A 19,963-nucleotide genomic window follows, 5' to 3' on the forward strand; every position below is an offset into this window, starting at 1 on the left:
ATTTTTCGAGGCAAACATGGCGACCATAGTTTTTCAGGCGGCGGGTGCGGCCCTAGGCAGCTTTTTTGGCCCCATAGGTGCCATCATTGGCCAGGCGGCCGGTGCGCTGGCGGGCAATGCCATCGACCGCGCTCTGCTGTCGAACGGGCGCACCGTATCCGGCACGCGGCTTTCGACGGCGCGCATTCCGGGGGCGGATGAGGGGGCGGCCATCAACCGGCTTTACGGCACGGCGAGGATCGGCGGCACGCTGATCTGGGCGACGCGCTTCGAGGAAAGCGTTGAGGTGGAGCGGCGCGGCGGCAAGGGCAATCGCGGTCCGAAGGTGGAGACCTATCGTTATTTCGCCAATCTCGCCATCGGCCTCTGCGAAGGCGAAGCGGCCATGGTGCGGCGTGTCTGGGCCGATGGGCGGGAAGTCGATCTGACGGGCATCGAGATGCGCTTTTACCCCGGCAGCGAGACGCAATTGCCTGATCCGCTGATCGAAGCAAAGCAGGGAAGCGGCAATGCGCCGGCCTTTCGCGGGCTGGCCTATGTGGTTTTCGAGCGACTGCCGCTCGATGTTTATGGCAATCGTATTCCACTGATGCAGTTCGAAGTCGTGCGCCCGGTCGGCCGGCTGGAAAAATCCATCCGCGCCATCACCGTCGTTCCGGGCGCGACGGAGCATGGTTATGCAACAGTGCAGGTGTCGGAAACGACCGGCATGGGGCAAAGCCGTATCATGAACCGCAACGGCCTGACGGCCGCGACCGACTGGCAGGCGGCCATCGACGAGTTACAGGCGCTTTGCCCCAATCTGCAAAGCGTCGCACTGGTGGTCAGCTGGTTCGGCACGGATATGCGGGCGGGCGAATGCCGCATTCTGCCCGGCGTGGAAGTGGCGGGCCGCGATGGGGAAACCGCGCCATGGTCCGTCGCCGGGCTTTCGCACGGGGAAGCGCATCTGGTCAGCCATCACGGCGGCGGCCCGGCCTATGGCGGCACGCCGGACGATCAAAGCGTGCTGCAGGCGATAGCGGATCTCAGGGCGCGGGGGCTGAAGGTCTGCCTTTATCCCTTCGTGATGATGGATGTGCCCGCCGGTAACAGCTTGGCCGACCCCTATGGCAAAGGCGAACAGGACGCCTATGGCTGGCGCGGGCGCATCACCTGTTTTCCCGCACCCGGCAGAGCCGGTTCGCCGGACCGCAGCGCCGGCGCGCGGGGGGATGTTGCGGCCTTCTGCCACCGCACCGAGGGTTATCGTCGCATGGTGCTGCATTATGCGGCGCTTGTGGCGCAGGCGGGCGGGGTGGATGCTTTCCTGATCGGCTCGGAGCTGCGTGGTCTGACGAGCCTGCGCGATGAGAATGATGCCTTCCCCTTCGTGGAGGAACTGGTGCGGCTGGCGGGGGATGTGCGCGCCGTTGTCGGACCGGCGGTGAAACTGACCTATGCGGCGGACTGGAGCGAATATTTCGGTTACCAGCCGGCAGATGGTTCGGGCGATGTGTTCTTCCATCTCGATCCGCTCTGGGCGAGCCGCGATATCGACGCCATCGGCATCGACAATTACATGCCGCTGTCCGACTGGCGCGACGAGGATGCCGCAAACGGCAATCCTGATGGCATGAGCGGCCCGGATGATGCTTCCGCCTTCCGTCGCGCCATCACGGCAGGTGAGGGCTTCGACTGGTATTATGCCAGCGACGCGGACCGTGCGGCGCGGCGGCGCACGACCATCACTGATGGACTAAAGGGCAAGCCATGGGTGTTCCGCTACAAGGACATCGGCAACTGGTGGGGAAATCGCCACTACGACCGGGTGCGGGGCGTGGAAAAATCGACACCCACCGCATGGGTGCCTGGCTCGAAACCGATCTGGATCACCGAACTCGGTTGCCCGGCGGTGGACAAGAGTGCGACCCGCCCGAATGTCTTTCCCGATCCGAAATCAACGGAAAACGCCTTTCCGTATTTCTCCCGCCGCAGCCGGGCCGACAGCCAGCAGCGGCGGTTTCTGGAAGCGCATCTTGACCATTGGGGTCAAGGCGATGCGGCGATGGTGGATGCAAACCGCGTCTATCTCTGGACCTGGGATGCGCGGCCCTTTCCCGCCTTTCCGCAGAATGGCGCGGTGTGGAGCGATGGCGGCAACTGGCGCACCGGCCATTGGCTGAACGGCCGGTTGGGGACAGTGACGCTTGCCGATACCATTACCGCAATCCTGACCGACCACGGCTTTGACGCTTTCGATGTCTCCGCCGTCAGCGGCGACATGACCGGTTATGTACAGGGCGATGTGACCTCGGCCCGCGCCCTGCTGGAGCCGCTGATGGCGGCGTTTCAGGTGGATGTGACGGAGGATGGCGGCACCCTGCGCTTCCGTTCCCGCAACACGGCGGTTTTGCCCGTCCGCGAGATTTCGGTGCTTGCCGATCTCGATGATGAGCCGCTCTGGTCGGAAAATCGCGGCCATGACAGCGATTTCGCCGCGGAAGCCGTGTTGACCTCGTTCAATCCTGCACTCGACTATGAACAGGCCAGCCTGCGCTCGCGCCGCATCGACAATGCCGGCAGCCGGGTGATGCGGCTCGACCTCAACGCCGCTTTGCCGGCGGAGACGGCTGAGGCCGCCGTCGAGGCAGCGTTGCGCGACAATCGCCAGGCGCGGCGCACAGTGCGTTTTGCCCTGTCGCCCGCCGATATCGCCATTGAGTCCGGCGACTGTATCCGCCTGCCGGACGGCGTTTTTCCACAGGCGTCGACAGGGCGGTTTCTGGTCAGCCGGATCGAGGATGGCGCGGTGCGACAGGTGGAGGCGCGCGCCTTCTCCGCCACCTTTTCGGCTTTTGTGGGCGTGGCGGAGGAGCGGCGTGCCGGCGGCATAAGCGGTGCCGAGGGCTTTGCCCCGGAAGTGTTGTTTCTCGACCTGCCGCACCATGATGGTGTCGCTGCGGAGCATTCGGCGCGGATTGCCGTTTTCGCAAGGCCATGGCGGCCGATCCTCGTTTCCGCATCCTCGGGCACGGAAGGTTACCGGCAGCGCGCCGTGCTCGATCAGCCGGCGATGATCGGCACGCTGGCAATGCCGCTTAAGCCCGGCCCCTCCGGCCGCTTCGATCGGGGGAATGCCATCCTGATCGATCTGCCCTTTGGCGGGCTCGCCTCGGCTCTGGAGTTTGCAGTGCTGGAAGGTGAAAACCGCCTCGCCATCAAGGCCGCCAACGGCGTCTGGGAAATCGTCGCCTTCGCGAAGGCCGAGGAAATCGCGCCCTCGCGCTGGCGGCTCTCGGTCCTCCTGCGCGGACTGGCGGGCACGGAAGATGCACTGGCGGTGGGCGCGCCCGCAGGTGCACCGGCGGTGATGCTGGACGCCGCGGTGCAGCCGCTCGGCCTTGCTCTCGGTGAGCGCGGACGCCGCCTGAACTGGATGGTCGAGGCAGCGGGAAAGGTGGGCGCTTCGGCTGGGCCTTTCGCATTCGAGGGTGGATTGCGGGCGCAGACGCCGCTTGCGCCGGTGCATCTTTCCGGCGAGCGGAAAAGCGATGGCGTTCTGATCAAATGGAAACGGCGTGGCCGGATGGAGGCCGATGGCTGGGATGCAAGCGACATCCCGCTGGACGAGCCTTTCGAGCGCTACCGCGTCGAGGTGCTGGAGGGAGAGGCCGTCAAACGAATGGCGGAGGTCTCCGAACCCTTGTGGTTTTACCCTGCCGCCGCCGAACTCACAGATTTCCCGATCTTGCGGGATCACATTTCCGTGCGTGTCCGCCAGCTCGGCCGCGCGGTGCCTCTGGGAGTGGCGGCGCAGGCCCTTCTCCCGCTCTGATAACTGCCTGAAAAACAACGCAAAGGAAGAGAGAATGGATAGCACCAAGGCATGGTATCAATCGCGTACCATCTGGGGCGCGTTGATTGCGGTTTTTGCACCGCTTTTCGCCGTCGCAGGCTTCGACTTGCCGGCCGGTCTGCACGGCGAGCTGGCGGAAGGGCTGGTAACGGTTGCAGGCGGAATTGGCGGCCTGATTGCACTTTATGGCCGCCTTTCGGCAACCCGCGCCATCCGCTGACGATAACAGCAGCAGCAAAGCCCCCGCCGCGGCTCATGGCGGCGGGGGTAGCATTCATTTGCCATTCAGACGCTTTGCGCTACATATTCGGTCACAATAAGGTTCGAGACGCACCCGGTTTTTGGAAGTTTGTAGAATGGCATCACCTCTCATCATCGCGACGCTTGCAGCCGGGCTTTCCGGTTTCACGGCGCCCGAGGCTGATCTGCAGGGCCATTACATTCTGGCTGCCAGCGATTGCGGCGCAGCCGTCTCCCGCGTCGTGCGCGAAACCGGCGGCCAGCTGCTTTCGGTCTATCCTTCCGGTGACGGTCAGTCCTGTGTCGTCACCGTTCTCGTCCAGGGCAATGGCGAGCGCCCGCGCAAGGTAACGATGCGCGTGCCGATGTAGCTTGCCCGCATCGCCGAAATATCGGAAAACGATCCGAGACACTTAGCATGACCGGAACGCAGGCGGGCCGGGACACAGGAAAGGGCTGATAATGCGTATTCTCGTTGTTGAGGATGATGCCAATCTCAATCGTCAGTTGACCGATGCGCTGAAAGAGGCCGGTTATGTTGTCGATCAGGCATTTGACGGCGAGGAAGGGCATTATCTCGGCGATACCGAACCCTATGACGCCATCGTTCTCGATATCGGCCTGCCGCAGCTGGATGGCATCACCGTCGTTGAAAAATGGCGCGCCGCCGGCAAGGCCATGCCCGTCCTGATCCTCACCGCCCGCGACCGCTGGAGCGACAAGGTGGCGGGCATCGATGCCGGTGCCGACGATTACGTCACCAAGCCTTTCCATGTGGAAGAAGTGCTTGCCCGCGTGCGTGCGCTCATCCGCCGCGCCGCCGGCCACGCGTCCTCGGAACTCACCTGCGGTCCGGTCAAGCTCGATACCAAATCCTCCAAGGCGACCGTCAACGGGGTGACGCTGAAGCTCACCTCACACGAGTTCCGTCTCTTATCCTATCTCATGCATCACATGGGCGAGGTCGTCTCGCGCACGGAGCTGGTCGAACATATGTACGATCAGGATTTCGACCGGGATTCCAACACGATCGAGGTGTTTGTCGGGCGTTTGCGCAAAAAGCTCGGGGTCGATCTGATCGAGACGATCCGTGGTCTCGGTTACCGGATGCAAGCCCCGGCCGATGCGAAATAGCTCTCTCACGGCCCGCGTTCTGCTGCTTGCCTCCGCCTGGTCGGCGCTGGCGCTGGTGGTGATCGCCGTCGTCATTTCGACGCTTTACCGGCAGGGCGTGGAGCGCAGCTTCACCGACCTTCTGCGGGCGCAGCTTTATAACGTCATCAATTCCGTGACGATTTCCAACGAAAATACGCTGGCCGGCAGCCCGCAGCTCGGCGATCTCCGGTTTTCGCAGCCCGATACCGGCTGGTACTGGGTGGTGGAGCCACTTGGCAATTTCCAGACCGCGCCGCTGGTTTCTTCCTCGCTCGGCGTGTCGACGCTGCCGGTGCCGAGCATTATCGACGCACCCTTCGACAACAGATACGAGCGCTTTTATGCCGTCACCGATGAGGCGGGTAACAAGGTACGCGTGGCGGAAACGGAAGTGGTGCTTGACGGTGAGGGCCGTGCGGCGCGGTTTCGCGTCTCCGGCAATCTGAATGTCGTGGAAGACGATGTTCGTGATTTCTCCAACAGTCTTTATCTGGCGCTGGCCGTTTTCGGCGTCGGCAGTCTCGTCGTCAACGGCCTTGCCATTCTCTACAGTCTGCGGCCGCTCGATCAGGCCCGTGTCGCGCTCGGCAAGATCCGGGGCGGGGAGGCGGAGAGCCTCGAGGGCGAATTCCCGCGTGAAATCCAGCCGCTGGCGAATGAAGTCAATGCGCTGATCGACAGCAACCGGCGGCTGGTGGAGCGCGCCCGCATGCAGGTCGGCAATCTCGCGCATTCATTGAAAACGCCGATCGCCGTGCTTCTGAACGAGGCCCGCACGCTGGAGCCGCAACATGGCGATCTGGTGCGCGCGCAGGCCGACGCCATGCAGGCGCAGGTGCAGTCCTATCTTTCCCGCGCCCGCATCGCCGCCCAGCGCGGCTCCATCCTTGCCCGCGTGGAGGCCGAACCGGCGCTGGAACGGCTGGTGCGTGTGATGCGCCGCCTGAACCCCGAAAAGCAGTTCGTGCTGAATTTCGAGCAACCCGGCGCGGTGCTGGGCATGGAGCAGCAGGATCTGGAGGAGGTTGTCGGCAACCTTCTGGAAAATGCCGCGCGTTTTGCCGAGACCCGTGTGGTCGTCACGCTTGCCACCGGCACACACCCTTCCTCCGACGCCGAAATTGGCCGCCGTTCGTGGGTGGAACTGACGGTGGAAGATGATGGGCCGGGGCTGGAGCCGGGACAGATCAGCGAGGCGATGAAGCGCGGCAGGCGGCTGGACGAGAGCCGTCCGGGAACGGGACTGGGACTTTCCATCGTTTCCGAAGTGGTGTCTGAGTACCATGGCCGCTTTTCGCTGTCGCGCAGCGCGATCGGCGGGCTGAAAGCCGATCTGATTTTGCCGGGCCTTTCGAAAGAGCTTGCGTGAGGCAAGAAAAAAGGCAAGAAATTCAATGGCACCATATTAGGTGCAATGCGGCAGGAAAGAGGACAGGGTTTGGTTGACGTGTATGATGGCTGTCGCTCCGTGACGATGCGTTCGCTGGTGTCACGCCCGGTATTTCTCTCGATCCTGTGCGTATCGATGCTGAGCGCCTGCACCACCACGGGCACCCGCTCGGCGGGCGGTGGCCTGTTTGGCGGCTCCGTACGGCCCGCAACACCGTTCCTCGCCAATCTTGAAGGCGGCATCGTCGGGCGAAGCGGCGTGCAGCTCGACAGGGGCGACCAGACCAAGGCGCTTGAGGCGGAATACAAGGCGCTGGAAACGGCGCCTGTCGGAACCCCAGTCGTGTGGAACGGCGATGACGCCAAGGGGCAGGTGGTTGCCAATGCGCCCTATCAGGTCGGCAATCAGAACTGCCGGCAATATTCGCATAGCCTCACCGTGGATGGACGCGAAATCAAGGTGCGCGGCGCGGCCTGCCGCAATGGCGATGGCAGCTGGTCGCCTTTGACCTGACGAGTTTGACGTAAATCAAGGTCACCGACCTCTGGCGATGACAAGAAGAGGCACGGCGGAACAGCCGAAACAGGGCTTTTGGTGCGGCGTGATGTCTCAAATTCACGTCATCCCCACGCTTCATGTTTCCATGTGCCGCGCATTCGAGTAATTGAGCCTTATGTTCTGGATTGTCGTTGCGATATTGACGGCGGCTGTCGCCATCGTCCTGATGTACCCGCTGATGCGGAAGACCGAGGTGCCTGAGACGCGCCGCGACGGTGAGGTTGCCGTTTACCGCGACCAGCTTGCCGAGTTGGACCGTGAGCGCGCTGCGGGCCTGATCGGTGAAACCGAAGCGGATTATGCGCGCGCTGAAATCGGTCGCCGCCTGCTTGCCGCCGCCGATTCGGAACAGGAAGTGGTAAAAGAAACCCGGCCGCTGCGGCACAATCTTGCCGCCAGCCTGATTACCGTTCTTCTGCCCGCCCTCGGTCTCTGTCTTTACATCTGGAACGGCAGTCCGGAAGTGCCGGACATGCCGCTAGAGGCACGTCTTGAAAAACCCGGCAATGACATGAACCTGCTGGTCGCCCGGGCGGAACGGCATCTGGCGCAGAACCCGGATGACGGCGCCGGCTGGGATATTCTGGCCCCGATCTATTTCAAGACCCTGCGGCTTGGCGATGCAGAGCTTGCCTATCGCAATGCGCTGCGTCTTCTGGGACCAAGCGCCGAACGGCTGACGGGACTTGGCGAAACGCTGGTGGCCGGCAATGACGGCATCGTCATCGAAGCGGCGCGCGATGCGTTTGCCGAGGCCGAGCAGTTGAGCCCCGGTAATCCGCGCGCGCGCTTCTATCTGGCGCTGTCGCTGGAACAGGCGGGCAAGGCCGACGAGGCACGTGCGGCTTTTGCGGCGCTGGAGGCCGATGCGCCGGCCGGCGCGCCCTGGCTGTCGCTGGTTCGCGAACATATTACCCGCACCGGCGGCGAGGCGGCCCCAGCCGCGCCTGGCCCGACCGCGCAGGATATGGCGGCTGCCAATGACATGACGGCCACCGACCGGCAGGCGATGATCGAGGGTATGGTGGCGAGCCTCGATTCCAAGCTGAAGGAAAACCCGGCCGATTTCGAAGGCTGGATGCGGCTCGTGCGCGCTTATTCGGTGCTGAAGAATGAGGCCAAGGCCGGTGAAGCCTTGAGGGCCGGCCTGCAGGCCTTCCCGCCGGAGGGTGAGCAGGGCAGGCAGCTCCTTGCACTGGCGAAGGAACTGGGCGTTTCAGCCGGGCCGATCCGCACCAACGGGCAACAGGATGCCGCGCCGCAGGGAGTGACGCAATGACCCGCAAACAGAAACGTCTGGCGATCATCAGCGGCGGCACGAGCTTCATTGTCGCGGCGGTGTTGCTCGTCATGTTCGCCTTCGGCCAGTCCATCGCCTATTTTTACATGCCGGCCGATCTGGAAAAGACGCCGGTTAATCCCGGTACCCGCATCCGCCTCGGCGGTCTGGTGGCGGAAGGTTCGGTCAAGCGCGGCGAGGGCCGCACGGTGAGCTTCACTGTTACGGATGGCGAGGCCAATGTGCCTGTCAGCTACACCGGCATTCTTCCAGATCTTTTCCGTGAAGGACAGGGCGTGGTGACCGAAGGCGTATTTGATGTCGCCACCCATGGCTTCGTGGCCGACAGCGTGCTGGCCAAGCACGACGAGAATTACATGCCGAAGGAAGTGGCCGACCGGCTGAAGGACAAGGGCCTGTGGCAACACGGTGGAGAGGGCGACGAGCCCTCCGCCGCAACGCCATCAGCCGGTGCCGTCTCCACTGACAAAACCGGAGCAACGAAATGATCAACGAGATCGGCCACTATGTTCTGGTTCTGGCGCTTGGTGTGGGGCTCATCGTCTCAACGTTGCCGGTGATAGGCGCGCGCCGCAACGACCGGGCACTGATGGATGTCGCCTCGCTCGGCTCCGTCATGATGTTCCTGCTGGTGGGTCTTTCCTTCGCGGCACTGACACGGGCTTACGCCGTCTCGGATTTCTCCGTGCGCAACGTCTGGGAAAACTCCCATTCGCTGATGCCCATGCTCTATAAGCTGACCGGCGTCTGGGGCAACCACGAAGGCTCCATGCTGCTGTGGCTGCTCATTCTGGTGTTTTTCAGTGCGCTTGTCGCTGCCTTCGGCCGCAACCTGCCGGAAACGCTCAAAGCCAATGTTCTCGCCGTACAGGCCTGGATTTCCGTCGCTTTCCTGTTGTTCATCCTGCTCACCTCCAATCCGTTCCTGCGTCTGTCACCGGTGCCGGCCGAGGGGCAGGACCTGAACCCGATCCTTCAGGATTTTGGCCTCGCCATCCATCCGCCGCTGCTCTATCTCGGTTATGTCGGCTTTTCCGTCTGCTTTTCCTTCGCGGTCGCCGCCTTGCTGGAAGGCCGCATCGACGCCGCCTGGGCGCGCTGGGTAAGGCCGTGGACGCTCGCCGCCTGGACTTTCCTGACCGCCGGCATCTCCATGGGTTCCTACTGGGCCTATTATGAACTCGGCTGGGGCGGCTGGTGGTTCTGGGATCCGGTGGAAAACGCCTCCTTCATGCCGTGGCTGGCCGGAACAGCACTTCTCCATTCGGCGCTCGTCATGGAAAAGCGCGAGGCGCTGAAGATATGGACCGTGCTTCTGGCGATCATGACGTTTTCACTGTCGCTGCTCGGCACCTTCCTCGTTCGCTCCGGCGTCTTGACCTCAGTGCATGCCTTCGCCACCGATCCGAGCCGCGGCATCTTCATCCTCGGCATTCTGACCATCTTCATCGGTGGGGCTTTCGCGCTCTTTGCCTGGCGCGCGCCGTCGCTGAAGGTGGGCGGACTGTTTGCGCCGATCTCGCGCGAAGGGGCACTCGTCCTCAACAATCTCATTCTCACGGTCTCGACCGCCACGGTGCTGATCGGCACGCTTTATCCGCTCATCCTGGAAACGCTGACGGGCGAAAAAATCTCGGTCGGTGCACCCTTCTTCAACCTCACCTTCGGCCTGCTGATGATCCCGATCCTGATCGTCACGCCCTTCGGGCCGATGCTGGCGTGGAAGCGCGGCGATCTTCTTGGCGCATTCCAGCGGCTTTATGTGGTCGCCGCCATTGCAGCCCTTGCCGGGCTGGCGCTCTGGTACGTGGAAAATGGCGGTCCGGTGCTGGCGGCGCTCGGCATCGCCGCCGGTTTCTGGCTGATTTTCGGTGCGTTTGCCGATCTCTGGTATCGCGCCAATTTCGGCAAGCTGGCCTTCGGCATTGCATTCCGCCGTCTGAAGGGCCTGCCGCGCTCTGCCTTCGGCACCGCGCTGGCGCATATGGGCGTCGGCATCACCGTGCTCGGCATTGTCATCGTCACCACCTATGAGACCGAAACCGTGCTGGAAATGAAACAGGGCATGGTGGCGGAAGCGGGCGGCTACAGCCTCACCTTTGATGGTATCCGCCACGCCGTTGGCCCCAACTTCACCGAGGATCGCGGCCATTTCACCGTGCGCAAGGCGGGGGTCGAGGTGGGCGACGTCTGGTCATCCAAGCGGCTCTATACCGCGCGGCGCATGCCGACGACGGAAGCCGGTATTCTGACTTTCGGCCTCAGCCAGCTCTATGTCTCGCTGGGCGACCCGATGGCCGATGGCGGCATGGTGGTGCGCATCTGGTGGAAACCCTTCATCCTGTGCATCTGGGGCGGCACCCTGTTCATGATGGTGGGTGGTTTCATCTCGCTCTCCGACAGACGCTTGAGGGTGGGGGCACCAAATCGCAAGGCGAAGCCAGTACGGGCTGCGATGCCGGAGGCGGCGGAATGAGTGTGGCCTTGCTACCCTCATTCCTGTGCTTGTCACAGGAATCCAGCCGACGCGCGTCTGCGCGGCGGGAGAGCCTTTTCAGCCCAAGGACTTGGGCTGGCTGGATTCCTGTGACGGGCACAGGAATGAGGGAGTGTTTGGTGGCGCTCGGGCTGCTTCTAACCCTCATCTTCGCTACAGCCTCGCCGGCCTTCGCCTTCAACCCCGACGAGGTGCTGAAAGACCCCGCGCTGGAACAGCGCGCCCGGAACCTGACCTCGCAGCTGCGTTGCATGGTCTGCCAGAACCAGTCGATTGATGACAGCAACGCCGAACTGGCGCGCGATTTGCGCGTTCTGGTGCGCGAGCGCCTGGTTCAGGGCGATAGCGACAATGCCGTGATCGATTATGTCGTGTCGCGTTATGGCGAGTTCGTGTTGCTGAAGCCTCGCCTCAGCCTGCGCACCGTGCTTTTGTGGGGGGCACCCATCGGTCTTACCCTTGTCGGCATTTTCGCTGTCTTCGTCTTCTCCCGCCGCCGGGCAACGCAGGAGCGGCCGCAAAAACTGAGCGCGGACGAAGAAGAGAGAATCCGTAATCTCATTGAAAAATAACCGGTTTCCATATCGGTCCCCGGTTCTTTTTCAACATTACGGATTTTTCATTCGTCAGACACTTCGCCGTAAGGTGTTGCCTCCTATATCTTCATCATCCACCGCTTCTCCCCCGGTCAAACGGGCTCCAGTCTGAATGAAGAAAGAAGGTACCAATGTCTCACTCTCAAAACGGACGTTTCTCGCTGAAAACGGCCCTGAAGGCCACGACCGTCGGCGGTCTTGCCGCGCTGATGCTGTCCACCGGCATCGCCGCACCGATCGCCCATTCGTTTGCAGCACCCGTCGAAGTGACTGCGCCGCAGGTTCCGAGCTTTGCCAATGTTGTTGATGCGGTTTCGCCCGCCGTCGTCTCCGTTCGCGTCCAGTCGAACGTGCAGCCCGCTTCTGATGATTCCAGCAATTTCTCCTTCAATTTCGGCGGCCGTGGTCTCGACCAGCTGCCGGACGACCATCCGCTGAAGCGCTTCTTCAAAGAATTCGGCGGCCCTAACCAGGATCGTTCCGACCGTGGTCCGAATCGCCACCGTGACGGCAAGGGCCCGCTGCGTCCGGTCGCGCAAGGCTCCGGCTTCTTCATCTCCGAAGACGGTTATGTCGTCACCAACAACCACGTTGTCGATGACGGCTCCGCCTATACGATCGTGATGAATGACGGCACCGAACTCGATGCCAAGCTCGTCGGCCGTGATCCGCGCACCGATCTGGCGCTGCTGAAGGTCGATGTGAACCGCAAGTTCACCTATGTGAAATTTGCCGATGACACCAAGATCCGAGTCGGTGACTGGGTCGTCGCCGTCGGTAACCCCTTCGGTCTCGGCGGCACGGTGACGTCGGGCATCATTTCCGCCCGCGGCCGCGATATCGGCTCCGGCCCCTATGATGACTACTTGCAGATCGACGCTGCTGTGAACCGTGGTAACTCGGGTGGCCCCGCCTTCAACCTCAACGGTGAAGTGGTCGGCATCAACACCGCCATCTTCTCGCCCTCCGGCGGCAATGTCGGCATCGCCTTCGCCATCCCCGCATCGGTGGCCAAGGACGTGATCGCCGACCTGCAGAAGGACGGCAAGGTTGAACGCGGCTGGCTCGGCGTGCAGATCCAGCCCGTCAGCAAGGATATCGCTGAATCGCTCGGTCTTTCCGAAGCAAGCGGTGCGCTCGTTGTCTCGCCGCAGTCCGGTTCGCCGGGCGACAAGGCCGGCATCAAGCAGGGCGACATCATCACCGCCGTTAATGGCGAGCCGGTCAAGGATGCCCGCGACCTGTCGCGCCGCATCGGTGGCATGGCCCCCAATGCCAAGGTTGAAATCTCGCTCTGGCGCGGTGGCAAATCGCAGTCGGTAACCGTGACGCTCGGCGATCTCGCCAGCGACGACGCTTCCAAGGCGACGCCTGCCCAGAACGACGACAAGGGCAGCCAGTCCTCCAGCGAGAAGGTGCTCTCCAGCCTCGGTCTCACGGTTTCGCCCGCCGATGACGGCAACGGCCTTGCCATCACCGATGTCGATCCCGACAGCGACGCCGCTGCCCGCGGCCTGAAGACGGGTGAGAAGATCACCTCCGTCAACAACCAGCAGGTCGCTTCCGCCGCCGATATCGAGAAGATCCTCGAACAGGCCAAGAAGGACGGACGCTCCAAAGCGCTGTTCCAGATCCAGACGGACGACGGCAGCCGCTTCATCGCTCTGGATATCGACCAGGGTTGATAAATAGAAAGGCGATGTCGGTTCCTCAGGGAGCCGGCATGGCCACTGATTATGTTTCGTCTCAAGGACGAGACAAAGCATATGGAGTGAGCGAGTGCCGCTTGTTTCTTCTCCCCGAGGGGGAGAAGGTCGCGGCAGCGGGATGAGGGGGGCAAGGGCAGCGATAGACTGCACGCTTGCCCCCCTCATCCGACCCTTCGGGCCACCTTCTCCCCGACGGGGAGAAGAAAGGACCCGCAACGCCGGTCCAAGCAGCATCGCGGAGGAAACCTCATGGAAAACAAGGCCCAGGAAATGTCTGTCGCATCTCTTTCCGGTTGTGCGGAAAAGGGCGAGGGCGCTATTGTCCCGCACATGAAGATTCTTGTCATTGAAGACGACCTCGAGGCTGCGGCTTATATGACCAAGGCGTTCCGCGAAGCCGGGATCGTCGCCGATCACGCGAGCGACGGTGAGAGCGGCCTGTTCATGGGCTGCGAAAATTCTTACGACGTGATGGTGATCGACCGCATGTTGCCGCGCCGTGATGGGCTTTCCGTCATCAGCGAGCTGCGCCGCCGCGGCATCGAGACGCCGGTTCTTATCCTTTCCGCGCTGGGACAGGTGGATGACCGCGTGACGGGCCTGCGCGCCGGCGGCGATGACTATCTGCCGAAGCCCTATGCCTTTTCCGAATTGCTCGCCCGCATCGAGGTGCTTGGCCGCCGCAAGGGCAAGCCCGAGCAGGATATGGTCTACCGGGTCGGTGATCTCGAACTCGACCGCCTGTCGCATGATGTGCGTCGCGGAGGTAAGGAAATCCTGCTGCAGCCGCGCGAATTCCGCTTGCTGGAATATCTGATGAAAAATGCCGGTCAGGTGGTGACCCGCACCATGCTTCTGGAAAATGTCTGGGACTATCATTTCGACCCGCAGACCAATGTGATCGACGTACATGTCTCGCGCCTGCGCTCAAAGATTGAGAAGGACTTCGAAAAGCCGCTGCTGAAGACCATTCGCGGTGCCGGTTACATGATGAAGGACGAGGGCTGATTGCCGAAAATGGCCCGCCTCAGAATATTGTTCCGGTCGACCGCGGTGCGCCTCTCGGCGCTCTATATCCTTTTATTCGCGCTCTGCGCCGCCTTTCTCGTGTTTTACGTCACCGCCCTTTCCGAAAAGCTGCTGAACCAGCAGACGCGTGATGCCGTTTTGCAGGAAGTCTCGGATGTGCAGCGTATCTATAATCGTGGCGGCATCAATCCGCTGCTGCGGATGATGGAGCGCCGCGCCCGCCAGCCGGGCGCGAGCCTTTACGTCATTGCCGGGCCGAACGGCGAAATCCTCGCCGGCAACGTTGCCTCCGTGCAGCCCGGCATCTTCGACAAGGAAGGCTGGACTGGCTTCCCCTTCCGTTACGAGCGTTATTCCGAAAGCGGCGACAGCGTGCAGCATCTCGCCACCGCCAATATATTCCTGCTGGACAATGGTCTGCGCATCCTGATCGGCCGCGATCTTGGCGAGCCGACCAAGTTCCGGGCGCTGGTGCGCAATGCGCTGATGGTGGCGCTTGCGATCATGAGCGGCGGCGCGCTGCTCATCTGGTTCGGCATCGGCCGCAATGCGCTGAAACGCATCGACCGCATGTCGGCGGCGACCAAGAAGATCATGGCCGGCGATCTTTCCCAGCGCCTGCCGCAGGGCCGCTCGGGAGATGAGTTCGACCGGCTGTCCGGCTCGCTCAATGCCATGCTCGGCCGCATCGAAAAACTGAACGAAGGCTTGCGGCAGGTCTCCGACAATATCGCCCACGACCTGAAGACACCGCTGACCCGGCTGCGCAACAAGGCTGCCGCAGCATTGGACGACGATGATGAAACCAAACGGCGCTCAGCACTCGAGGGCATTATCGCCGAATCGGACCAGCTCATCCGCACCTTCAACGCGCTGTTGATGATCTCCCGCGTCGAGGCTGGTTCGATCGCCGCCGAAATGACCGATGTGGACGTCTCGGCAATCGCCGCAGACAGCGCCGAGCTTTACGAGCCGGTGGCCGAAGATGCCGGCCTTGTGCTGGAAACCCAGATAGCGCCCGGACTTTCGGTGCAGGGCAACCGCGAACTGATCGGCCAGGCCCTATCGAACCTCATCGACAACGCCATGAAATATGCCTGCGAAGGCGAAGGCGACAAAAAGCTCGTCGTCCGTCTGGCGAGAGAAGAAGACGCAATCGTGCTGTCCGTGGCCGATAGCGGCCCCGGCATTCCCGCCGACAAGCGCGGTGAGGTGCTGAAACGTTTCGTGCGGCTGGATGAAAGCCGCTCCAAACCCGGCACCGGCCTTGGTCTCTCTCTGGTAGAGGCGGTGATGGAACTGCATGGCGGTTCGCTGCTGCTGTCGGACACCGATGCGTCGAATGCGGCCTGCCCGGGACTGACGGTTTCGATGGTGTTTCCCGGCAATAGCCGCTGAGGATCGTCAACAAGCGTATCTGGCGGGGAAGGGTATCCCCGCCGAACGGTTCAGATAAGCCTTAAAACGTATAGGCCACGCCCACCATCGCAAATGGCTGTATGTCCTTCTTCACCACCGGGCTGTCCTTGGCGTCGCCCAGGAGGAAACCGACGCCGCCGGTGCCGGAGATCGTCCAGTTTTCCGTCATCATGTAAGAGACCGAGGCGCTGGCGTCGATGCGCTTGAAGCCGGCTTTGGCGTCATAACGGCGCAGGCCGGAGCGGGCGGATTGGGCCGAGGTGACGCCGAAATAGGATTTCATGTGGTTGTCATCCGCCCAGGTGGCGGAGAGGTCTGCGCCGAGGATGAACTGGTCGACCTTGTGCGAGACGCTGGCGCCGACCGTGGCCGTCAGGCCTTCGCTGCCGCCAATGGTCTTGTCGACCTTCGCGTAGATTTCGAAGGGGTCGATGCCATAAGCGATGACGCCGCCGACCACGCCGCCCGCCTTGATGTCGCCCATCCCACGCAGGTTCTTCTTGTCGTCTTTCTCCTTGCGTCCGGCTTCCCAGCCGCCCTTGATACCCAGTCGGAAACCGTTCTGGTTCAGGACATTGACGGTGGCGCCGCTGAAATCGATGCTCAGCGTATCGCCATATTGCACGGAGACCAACGGAACGGCACCGGCTTCCAGCTTGTCGGAGCCTTCATATTTGGGGGCATAGGCCGCGCCCACGCCGAGTGTGATCTTCCAGTCGCTGGAGTTGCTGTAGCGGGCATTGTCGAAATTGCCCTGCGGATCGGCGAGCCTGTCCGATTTGCCGATATCGGCGGCAAAAGCGGGCGTAGAGATGATCTGCGCCATGGGCAGCGCTGTCAGGCACAATGCCATCGCACGCAGGTTCTTTTGCCATTTCACCGTAAAAAATTGTTTCATGATCATATCCGTTGCAGCATCGAGCGTTGGAAAACCGGGGAGTCGGGTTTCGTTGAGGAGGACGCTACGTGGGCACAATTGCGGAGACATTACGTGGTGCCGGGACTTGCACTTGCGAGTGAAAAACCGGGGCGCGGCCTTGGAAAACATCGCCAAAAACGGTTTTCCTCATCGCAAAGCGCCTCGCATTTGTTACAACGCCAAGTCTATGCGTCCAAACGCTTCGGCAGAGGACGGCGGCGGGACGGTTTGCGGGGAGCGGCCCGTCCCTGAAAAAGCTGCAGGCAGAAGAGTGCGGATGCGAAAGCGGCAAGAGGGAGAGAGACGGTGACGAAACCCCAAAACGCCGAAAGGCGGCTGAGCGAGGTTCTGCCGGGCGTGATCCGCCCCTATACGCAGACGGAACTGAAATCCGTTCTTTCCACGCTGAAGGACATCGGCAAGGTTGAGCCGGCGGTGGCCGCGTTGCTGGCGGAGGAAAGCCCGCTGAAAGATTTCATTGCTGCGGCTTTCACCCTGTCGCCCTATCTGCGCGACATGGCCTCGGCGGATGAGGGGCTGCTGACGCTGGCGATTTCGAAGCCGCTCACACCGTTGCTGACCGATCTCGTCCGTGACGCGCGCGATTGCTGGAAGCCTGGACAAGAGGGCGGCGTCCCCGTCGAAAACGAGGTGATGTCGCGGTTGAGAGTAGCCAAGCGGCGGCTCTCCTTCGTGTCAGCCCTTGCCGATCTGGCACGCATCTTCACCGCCCGCGATACGACGCGCTGGCTGAGCGAGATGGCGGATGCATCGCTTTCCGCCGCCATTGATCACCTGCTGCTTTCCGCCCATGAGAGCGGCAAGCTGAAACTGAAGAATATCGCTGCGCCGAGCGAGGGTTCCGGCCTGATCGTTCTCGGCATGGGCAAGCTCGGCGCGCGCGAACTCAACTATTCTTCCGATATCGATGCGGTCGTCTTCTTCGAACCAACGGCTGGCATTATCGACGACCCCTATGATGCAACAGAGAATTTCGGACGCATGATGCGCCGTCTTGTGCGTATCATGCAGGAGCGCACGGCGGATGGTTATGTCTTCCGCACCGATCTCAGGCTGCGGCCCGACCCCGGCTCGACGCCGCTCGCCATTCCCGTGGAAGCGGCGCTGCTTTATTACGAGGGCAGGGGCCAGAACTGGGAACGCGCCGCCTATATCAAGGCGCGGCCGGTGGCGGGCGACATCAAGGCGGGTGAAAACTTCCTGCGTGAGCTGACGCCCTTCATCTTCCGCAAATATCTCGATTACGCGGCGATTGCCGATATCCACTCCATCAAGCGGCAAATCCATGCGCATAAGGGCCACGGCGCCATCGCGGTGAAGGGCCATAATGTCAAGCTCGGGCGCGGCGGTATCCGCGAAATCGAGTTCTTCGCCCAGACGCAGCAGCTCATAGCAGGCGGCCGCATGCCGCCGCTCAGGGTCCGCGCGACGGAGGAGGCGCTGGCGGCGCTGACGGAAGCGAAATGGATCGATGCCGAAACGCGTGACAGCCTGACGGAAGCCTATTGGTTCCTGCGTGAGGTGGAGCATCGCATCCAGATGGTGCGCGACGAGCAGACCCATGTGCTGCCGGACACTGAAACGGAATTGAAGCGCATCGCCTTCATGCTCGGTTTTGCCGATACCAAGGCCTTTTCCGAGAAGCTGGAAGAGGTGCTGCGGTTGGTGGAGCGGCGTTATTCGGCGCTGTTCGAGCAGGAGACGAAGTTGTCGGGCGAGGCCGGCAATCTGGTCTTCACCGGCCAGAAGGACGATCCCGATACGTTAAAGACGCTCTCCACGCTGGGCTTCGAGCGGCCGGAGGATATTTCCCGCGTCATCCGCACCTGGCACAATGGCCGCTACCGGGCAACGCAATCGGTAGAGGCGCGTGAGCGGCTGACGGAGTTGACGCCGGATTTGCTACGGGCCTTCGGCGAGAGCAAGCGGGCGGATGAGGCGCTGCTGCGCTTCGACAATTTCCTTTCCGGCCTGCCGGCGGGCATCCAGCTGTTTTCACTGCTCGGCAACAATCCGGCGCTTCTGTCGCTCTTGGTAACGATCATGTCTTCGGCCCCGCGTCTTGCCGAAATCATCGCCGCCCGCCCGCATGTCTTCGACGGTATGCTGGACCCGGCGCTGATGAGCGACGTGCCGACGCGCGAATATCTCGCCCATCGTATGGGCAATTTCCTCTCCAATGCCCGCCATTACGAGGATATTCTCGACCGGCTGCGCATTTTCGCCGCCGAACAGCGGTTCCTGATCGGCGTGCGGCTTTTGACCGGTGCGATCCGCGGCGAGGTCGCCGCCCGCGCTTTCACCCATCTTGCCGATCTGGTGATAGAGGCAGCGCTGAATGCTGTGCTGGCGGAGATGGAAGCGGCGCATGGATCTTATCCCGGCGGGCGTGTCGCCGTTATGGGCATGGGCAAACTCGGTTCCTTCGAACTCACCGCCGGTTCGGATGTCGATCTCATCCTGCTTTACGATTATGACGATGCCGCCCATGAATCCACCGGCGCAAAGCCGCTCGATGTGGTGCGGTATTTCACCCGCGTCACGCAAAGGCTGATCGCGGCACTGTCTGCGCCAACGGCGGAAGGCGTGCTTTACGAGGTGGACATGCGACTGCGCCCCTCCGGCAACAAGGGGCCGGTGGCGACGCGTATTTCCGCCTTCGAGAAATACCAGCGCGAGGAAGCCTGGACCTGGGAGCACATGGCGCTTTCCCGCGCCCGGCTGATCTGCGGCGAAGCCTCGCTGATGGAAGATGCAAGCGGCATCATCGCTTCGGTGCTGTCAAAGAAACGCGATGTGGCCAAGGTTTCGGCCGATGTGCTGGAGATGCGAAACCTCATCCAGCAGGAGAAGCCACCGGAGAACATCTGGGACTTCAAGCTTATCAATGGCGGTTTGGTTGATCTGGAATTCATCACCCAATACCTGGCGCTGGTCAGCCCCGTAAAAGGCCTTGGCCCCCATGAACCGGGCCGCAACACGGCTGAGGCGCTGCAGGTGCTGGCCGCGCCCGTGATGGAGCCGCAGGCGTTCGACGACTGCATGGCGGCGATGGGGCTTTATACCGAGATATCGCAGATCGTGCGACTGTGTATCGACGGCGCGTTTAATCCGAAGGAAGCGCCGGCCGGATTGATCGACCTCGTCTGCCGGGCGGGGGATTGCCCTGACATTGCGACGCTGGAGGGGGAGGTGAAGCGGCTGTCGAAGGTGGTGCGGAAGGTCTTTGTGGGGACGGTGAAGAATGGTGGTTAGGGTTGGTGGGTGTGGCTTACCCCCCTCTGCCCTGCCG

General features: G+C 62.2%; 15 protein-coding genes. 14 read left to right on the forward strand and 1 reads right to left on the reverse strand.

The features are described 5' to 3' along the window. The first annotated feature begins 16 nt into the window (after positions 1-16). From JZX89_RS27855 to JZX89_RS27915, 13 genes are all read left to right on the forward strand, one after another. Positions 17-3,817, forward strand: coding sequence for a baseplate multidomain protein megatron (locus JZX89_RS27855; RefSeq protein WP_207136059.1), 3,801 nt, complete (start codon positions 17-19; stop codon positions 3,815-3,817). A gap of 34 nt (positions 3,818-3,851) precedes the next feature. Next, the gene (locus JZX89_RS27860) at positions 3,852-4,058 is read left to right on the forward strand and encodes a hypothetical protein (protein ID WP_149898906.1); all 207 of its coding nucleotides are present in this window, start codon (positions 3,852-3,854) and stop codon (positions 4,056-4,058) included. Between the two features lie 136 nt (positions 4,059-4,194). Beyond that, positions 4,195-4,449 carry a hypothetical protein gene (locus JZX89_RS27865; RefSeq protein ID WP_045017107.1) on the forward strand — a complete coding sequence of 85 codons (255 nt, stop codon included), beginning with the start codon at positions 4,195-4,197 and terminating at the stop codon, positions 4,447-4,449. 91 nt (positions 4,450-4,540) lie between these two features. Then, positions 4,541-5,212 (forward strand): response regulator transcription factor, encoded by a 672-nt coding sequence (locus tag JZX89_RS27870; protein ID WP_149898907.1) that lies wholly within the window; start codon positions 4,541-4,543, stop codon positions 5,210-5,212. Then, positions 5,202-6,602: an ATP-binding protein gene (locus JZX89_RS27875; protein WP_149898908.1), complete on the forward strand. Its 1,401-nt coding sequence runs from the start codon at positions 5,202-5,204 to the stop codon at positions 6,600-6,602. Before JZX89_RS27870 ends, JZX89_RS27875 begins: the two co-directional genes overlap by 11 nt. Positions 6,603-6,707: 105 nt before the next feature. Beyond that, positions 6,708-7,136, forward strand: coding sequence for an RT0821/Lpp0805 family surface protein (locus tag JZX89_RS27880; RefSeq protein WP_207136070.1), 429 nt, complete (start codon positions 6,708-6,710; stop codon positions 7,134-7,136). A gap of 160 nt (positions 7,137-7,296) precedes the next feature. Beyond that, complete coding sequence (gene ccmI, locus JZX89_RS27885; protein ID WP_207136071.1) at positions 7,297-8,460, forward strand: c-type cytochrome biogenesis protein CcmI; 1,164 nt, start codon at positions 7,297-7,299, stop codon at positions 8,458-8,460. Further along, a complete protein-coding gene (ccmE, locus tag JZX89_RS27890; protein ID WP_207136060.1) occupies positions 8,457-8,969 on the forward strand; it encodes a cytochrome c maturation protein CcmE in 513 nt (170 codons plus the stop codon). The genes ccmI and ccmE overlap by 4 nt, the downstream gene beginning before the upstream one ends. Beyond that, complete coding sequence (locus JZX89_RS27895; protein WP_207136061.1) at positions 8,966-10,957, forward strand: heme lyase CcmF/NrfE family subunit; 1,992 nt, start codon at positions 8,966-8,968, stop codon at positions 10,955-10,957. Before ccmE ends, JZX89_RS27895 begins: the two co-directional genes overlap by 4 nt. 125 nt (positions 10,958-11,082) lie before the next feature. Beyond that, positions 11,083-11,550 (forward strand): cytochrome c-type biogenesis protein, encoded by a 468-nt coding sequence (locus tag JZX89_RS27900; protein ID WP_207136062.1) that lies wholly within the window; start codon positions 11,083-11,085, stop codon positions 11,548-11,550. Between the two features lie 155 nt (positions 11,551-11,705). Further along, entirely contained in the window at positions 11,706-13,259 is a 1,554-nt protein-coding gene (locus JZX89_RS27905; protein ID WP_149898913.1) for a Do family serine endopeptidase, read from the forward strand. Positions 13,260-13,532: 273 nt separating this feature from the next. Then, entirely contained in the window at positions 13,533-14,291 is a 759-nt protein-coding gene (locus JZX89_RS27910) for a response regulator transcription factor (RefSeq protein WP_149898914.1), read from the forward strand. Positions 14,292-14,300: 9 nt separating this feature from the next. Then, on the forward strand, positions 14,301-15,710 hold the full coding sequence (locus JZX89_RS27915) for a sensor histidine kinase (RefSeq protein WP_207136063.1): 1,410 nt from the start codon (positions 14,301-14,303) through the stop codon (positions 15,708-15,710). Positions 15,711-15,771: 61 nt separating this feature from the next. Here the strand turns inward: JZX89_RS27915 and JZX89_RS27920 are convergent, their stop codons facing one another. Beyond that, complete coding sequence (locus JZX89_RS27920) at positions 15,772-16,635, reverse strand: MipA/OmpV family protein (RefSeq protein WP_207136064.1); 864 nt, start codon at positions 16,633-16,635, stop codon at positions 15,772-15,774. Between the two features lie 321 nt (positions 16,636-16,956). Between JZX89_RS27920 and JZX89_RS27925 the strand changes: the two genes are divergently transcribed. Then, the gene (locus JZX89_RS27925) at positions 16,957-19,926 is read left to right on the forward strand and encodes a bifunctional [glutamine synthetase] adenylyltransferase/[glutamine synthetase]-adenylyl-L-tyrosine phosphorylase (RefSeq protein WP_207136065.1); all 2,970 of its coding nucleotides are present in this window, start codon (positions 16,957-16,959) and stop codon (positions 19,924-19,926) included. Positions 19,927-19,963: the final 37 nt, after the last annotated feature.

The organism is Agrobacterium burrii, assembly GCF_017313405.1.
Lineage (GTDB): Bacteria > Pseudomonadota > Alphaproteobacteria > Rhizobiales > Rhizobiaceae > Agrobacterium > Agrobacterium burrii.

Excerpts from the sequence above, each read along its gene's own strand:
- ccmE (WP_207136060.1), top strand. The coding sequence starts at position 8,457 with ATGACCCGCAAACAGAAACGTCTGGCGATCATCAGCGGCGGCACGAGC.
- JZX89_RS27880 (WP_207136070.1), top strand. The coding sequence starts at position 6,708 with ATGCGTTCGCTGGTGTCACGCCCGGTATTTCTCTCGATCCTGTGCGTA.
- JZX89_RS27905 (WP_149898913.1), top strand. The coding sequence starts at position 11,706 with ATGTCTCACTCTCAAAACGGACGTTTCTCGCTGAAAACGGCCCTGAAG.
- JZX89_RS27875 (WP_149898908.1), top strand. The coding sequence starts at position 5,202 with ATGCGAAATAGCTCTCTCACGGCCCGCGTTCTGCTGCTTGCCTCCGCC.
- ccmI (WP_207136071.1), top strand. The coding sequence starts at position 7,297 with ATGTTCTGGATTGTCGTTGCGATATTGACGGCGGCTGTCGCCATCGTC.
- JZX89_RS27865 (WP_045017107.1), top strand. The coding sequence starts at position 4,195 with ATGGCATCACCTCTCATCATCGCGACGCTTGCAGCCGGGCTTTCCGGT.
- JZX89_RS27915 (WP_207136063.1), top strand. The coding sequence starts at position 14,301 with ATGGCCCGCCTCAGAATATTGTTCCGGTCGACCGCGGTGCGCCTCTCG.
- JZX89_RS27910 (WP_149898914.1), top strand. The coding sequence starts at position 13,533 with ATGGAAAACAAGGCCCAGGAAATGTCTGTCGCATCTCTTTCCGGTTGT.
- JZX89_RS27870 (WP_149898907.1), top strand. The coding sequence starts at position 4,541 with ATGCGTATTCTCGTTGTTGAGGATGATGCCAATCTCAATCGTCAGTTG.
- JZX89_RS27860 (WP_149898906.1), top strand. The coding sequence starts at position 3,852 with ATGGATAGCACCAAGGCATGGTATCAATCGCGTACCATCTGGGGCGCG.
- JZX89_RS27855 (WP_207136059.1), top strand. The coding sequence starts at position 17 with ATGGCGACCATAGTTTTTCAGGCGGCGGGTGCGGCCCTAGGCAGCTTT.
- JZX89_RS27900 (WP_207136062.1), top strand. The coding sequence starts at position 11,083 with ATGAGGGAGTGTTTGGTGGCGCTCGGGCTGCTTCTAACCCTCATCTTC.
- JZX89_RS27895 (WP_207136061.1), top strand. The coding sequence starts at position 8,966 with ATGATCAACGAGATCGGCCACTATGTTCTGGTTCTGGCGCTTGGTGTG.
- JZX89_RS27920 (WP_207136064.1), bottom strand. The coding sequence starts at position 16,635 with ATGATCATGAAACAATTTTTTACGGTGAAATGGCAAAAGAACCTGCGT.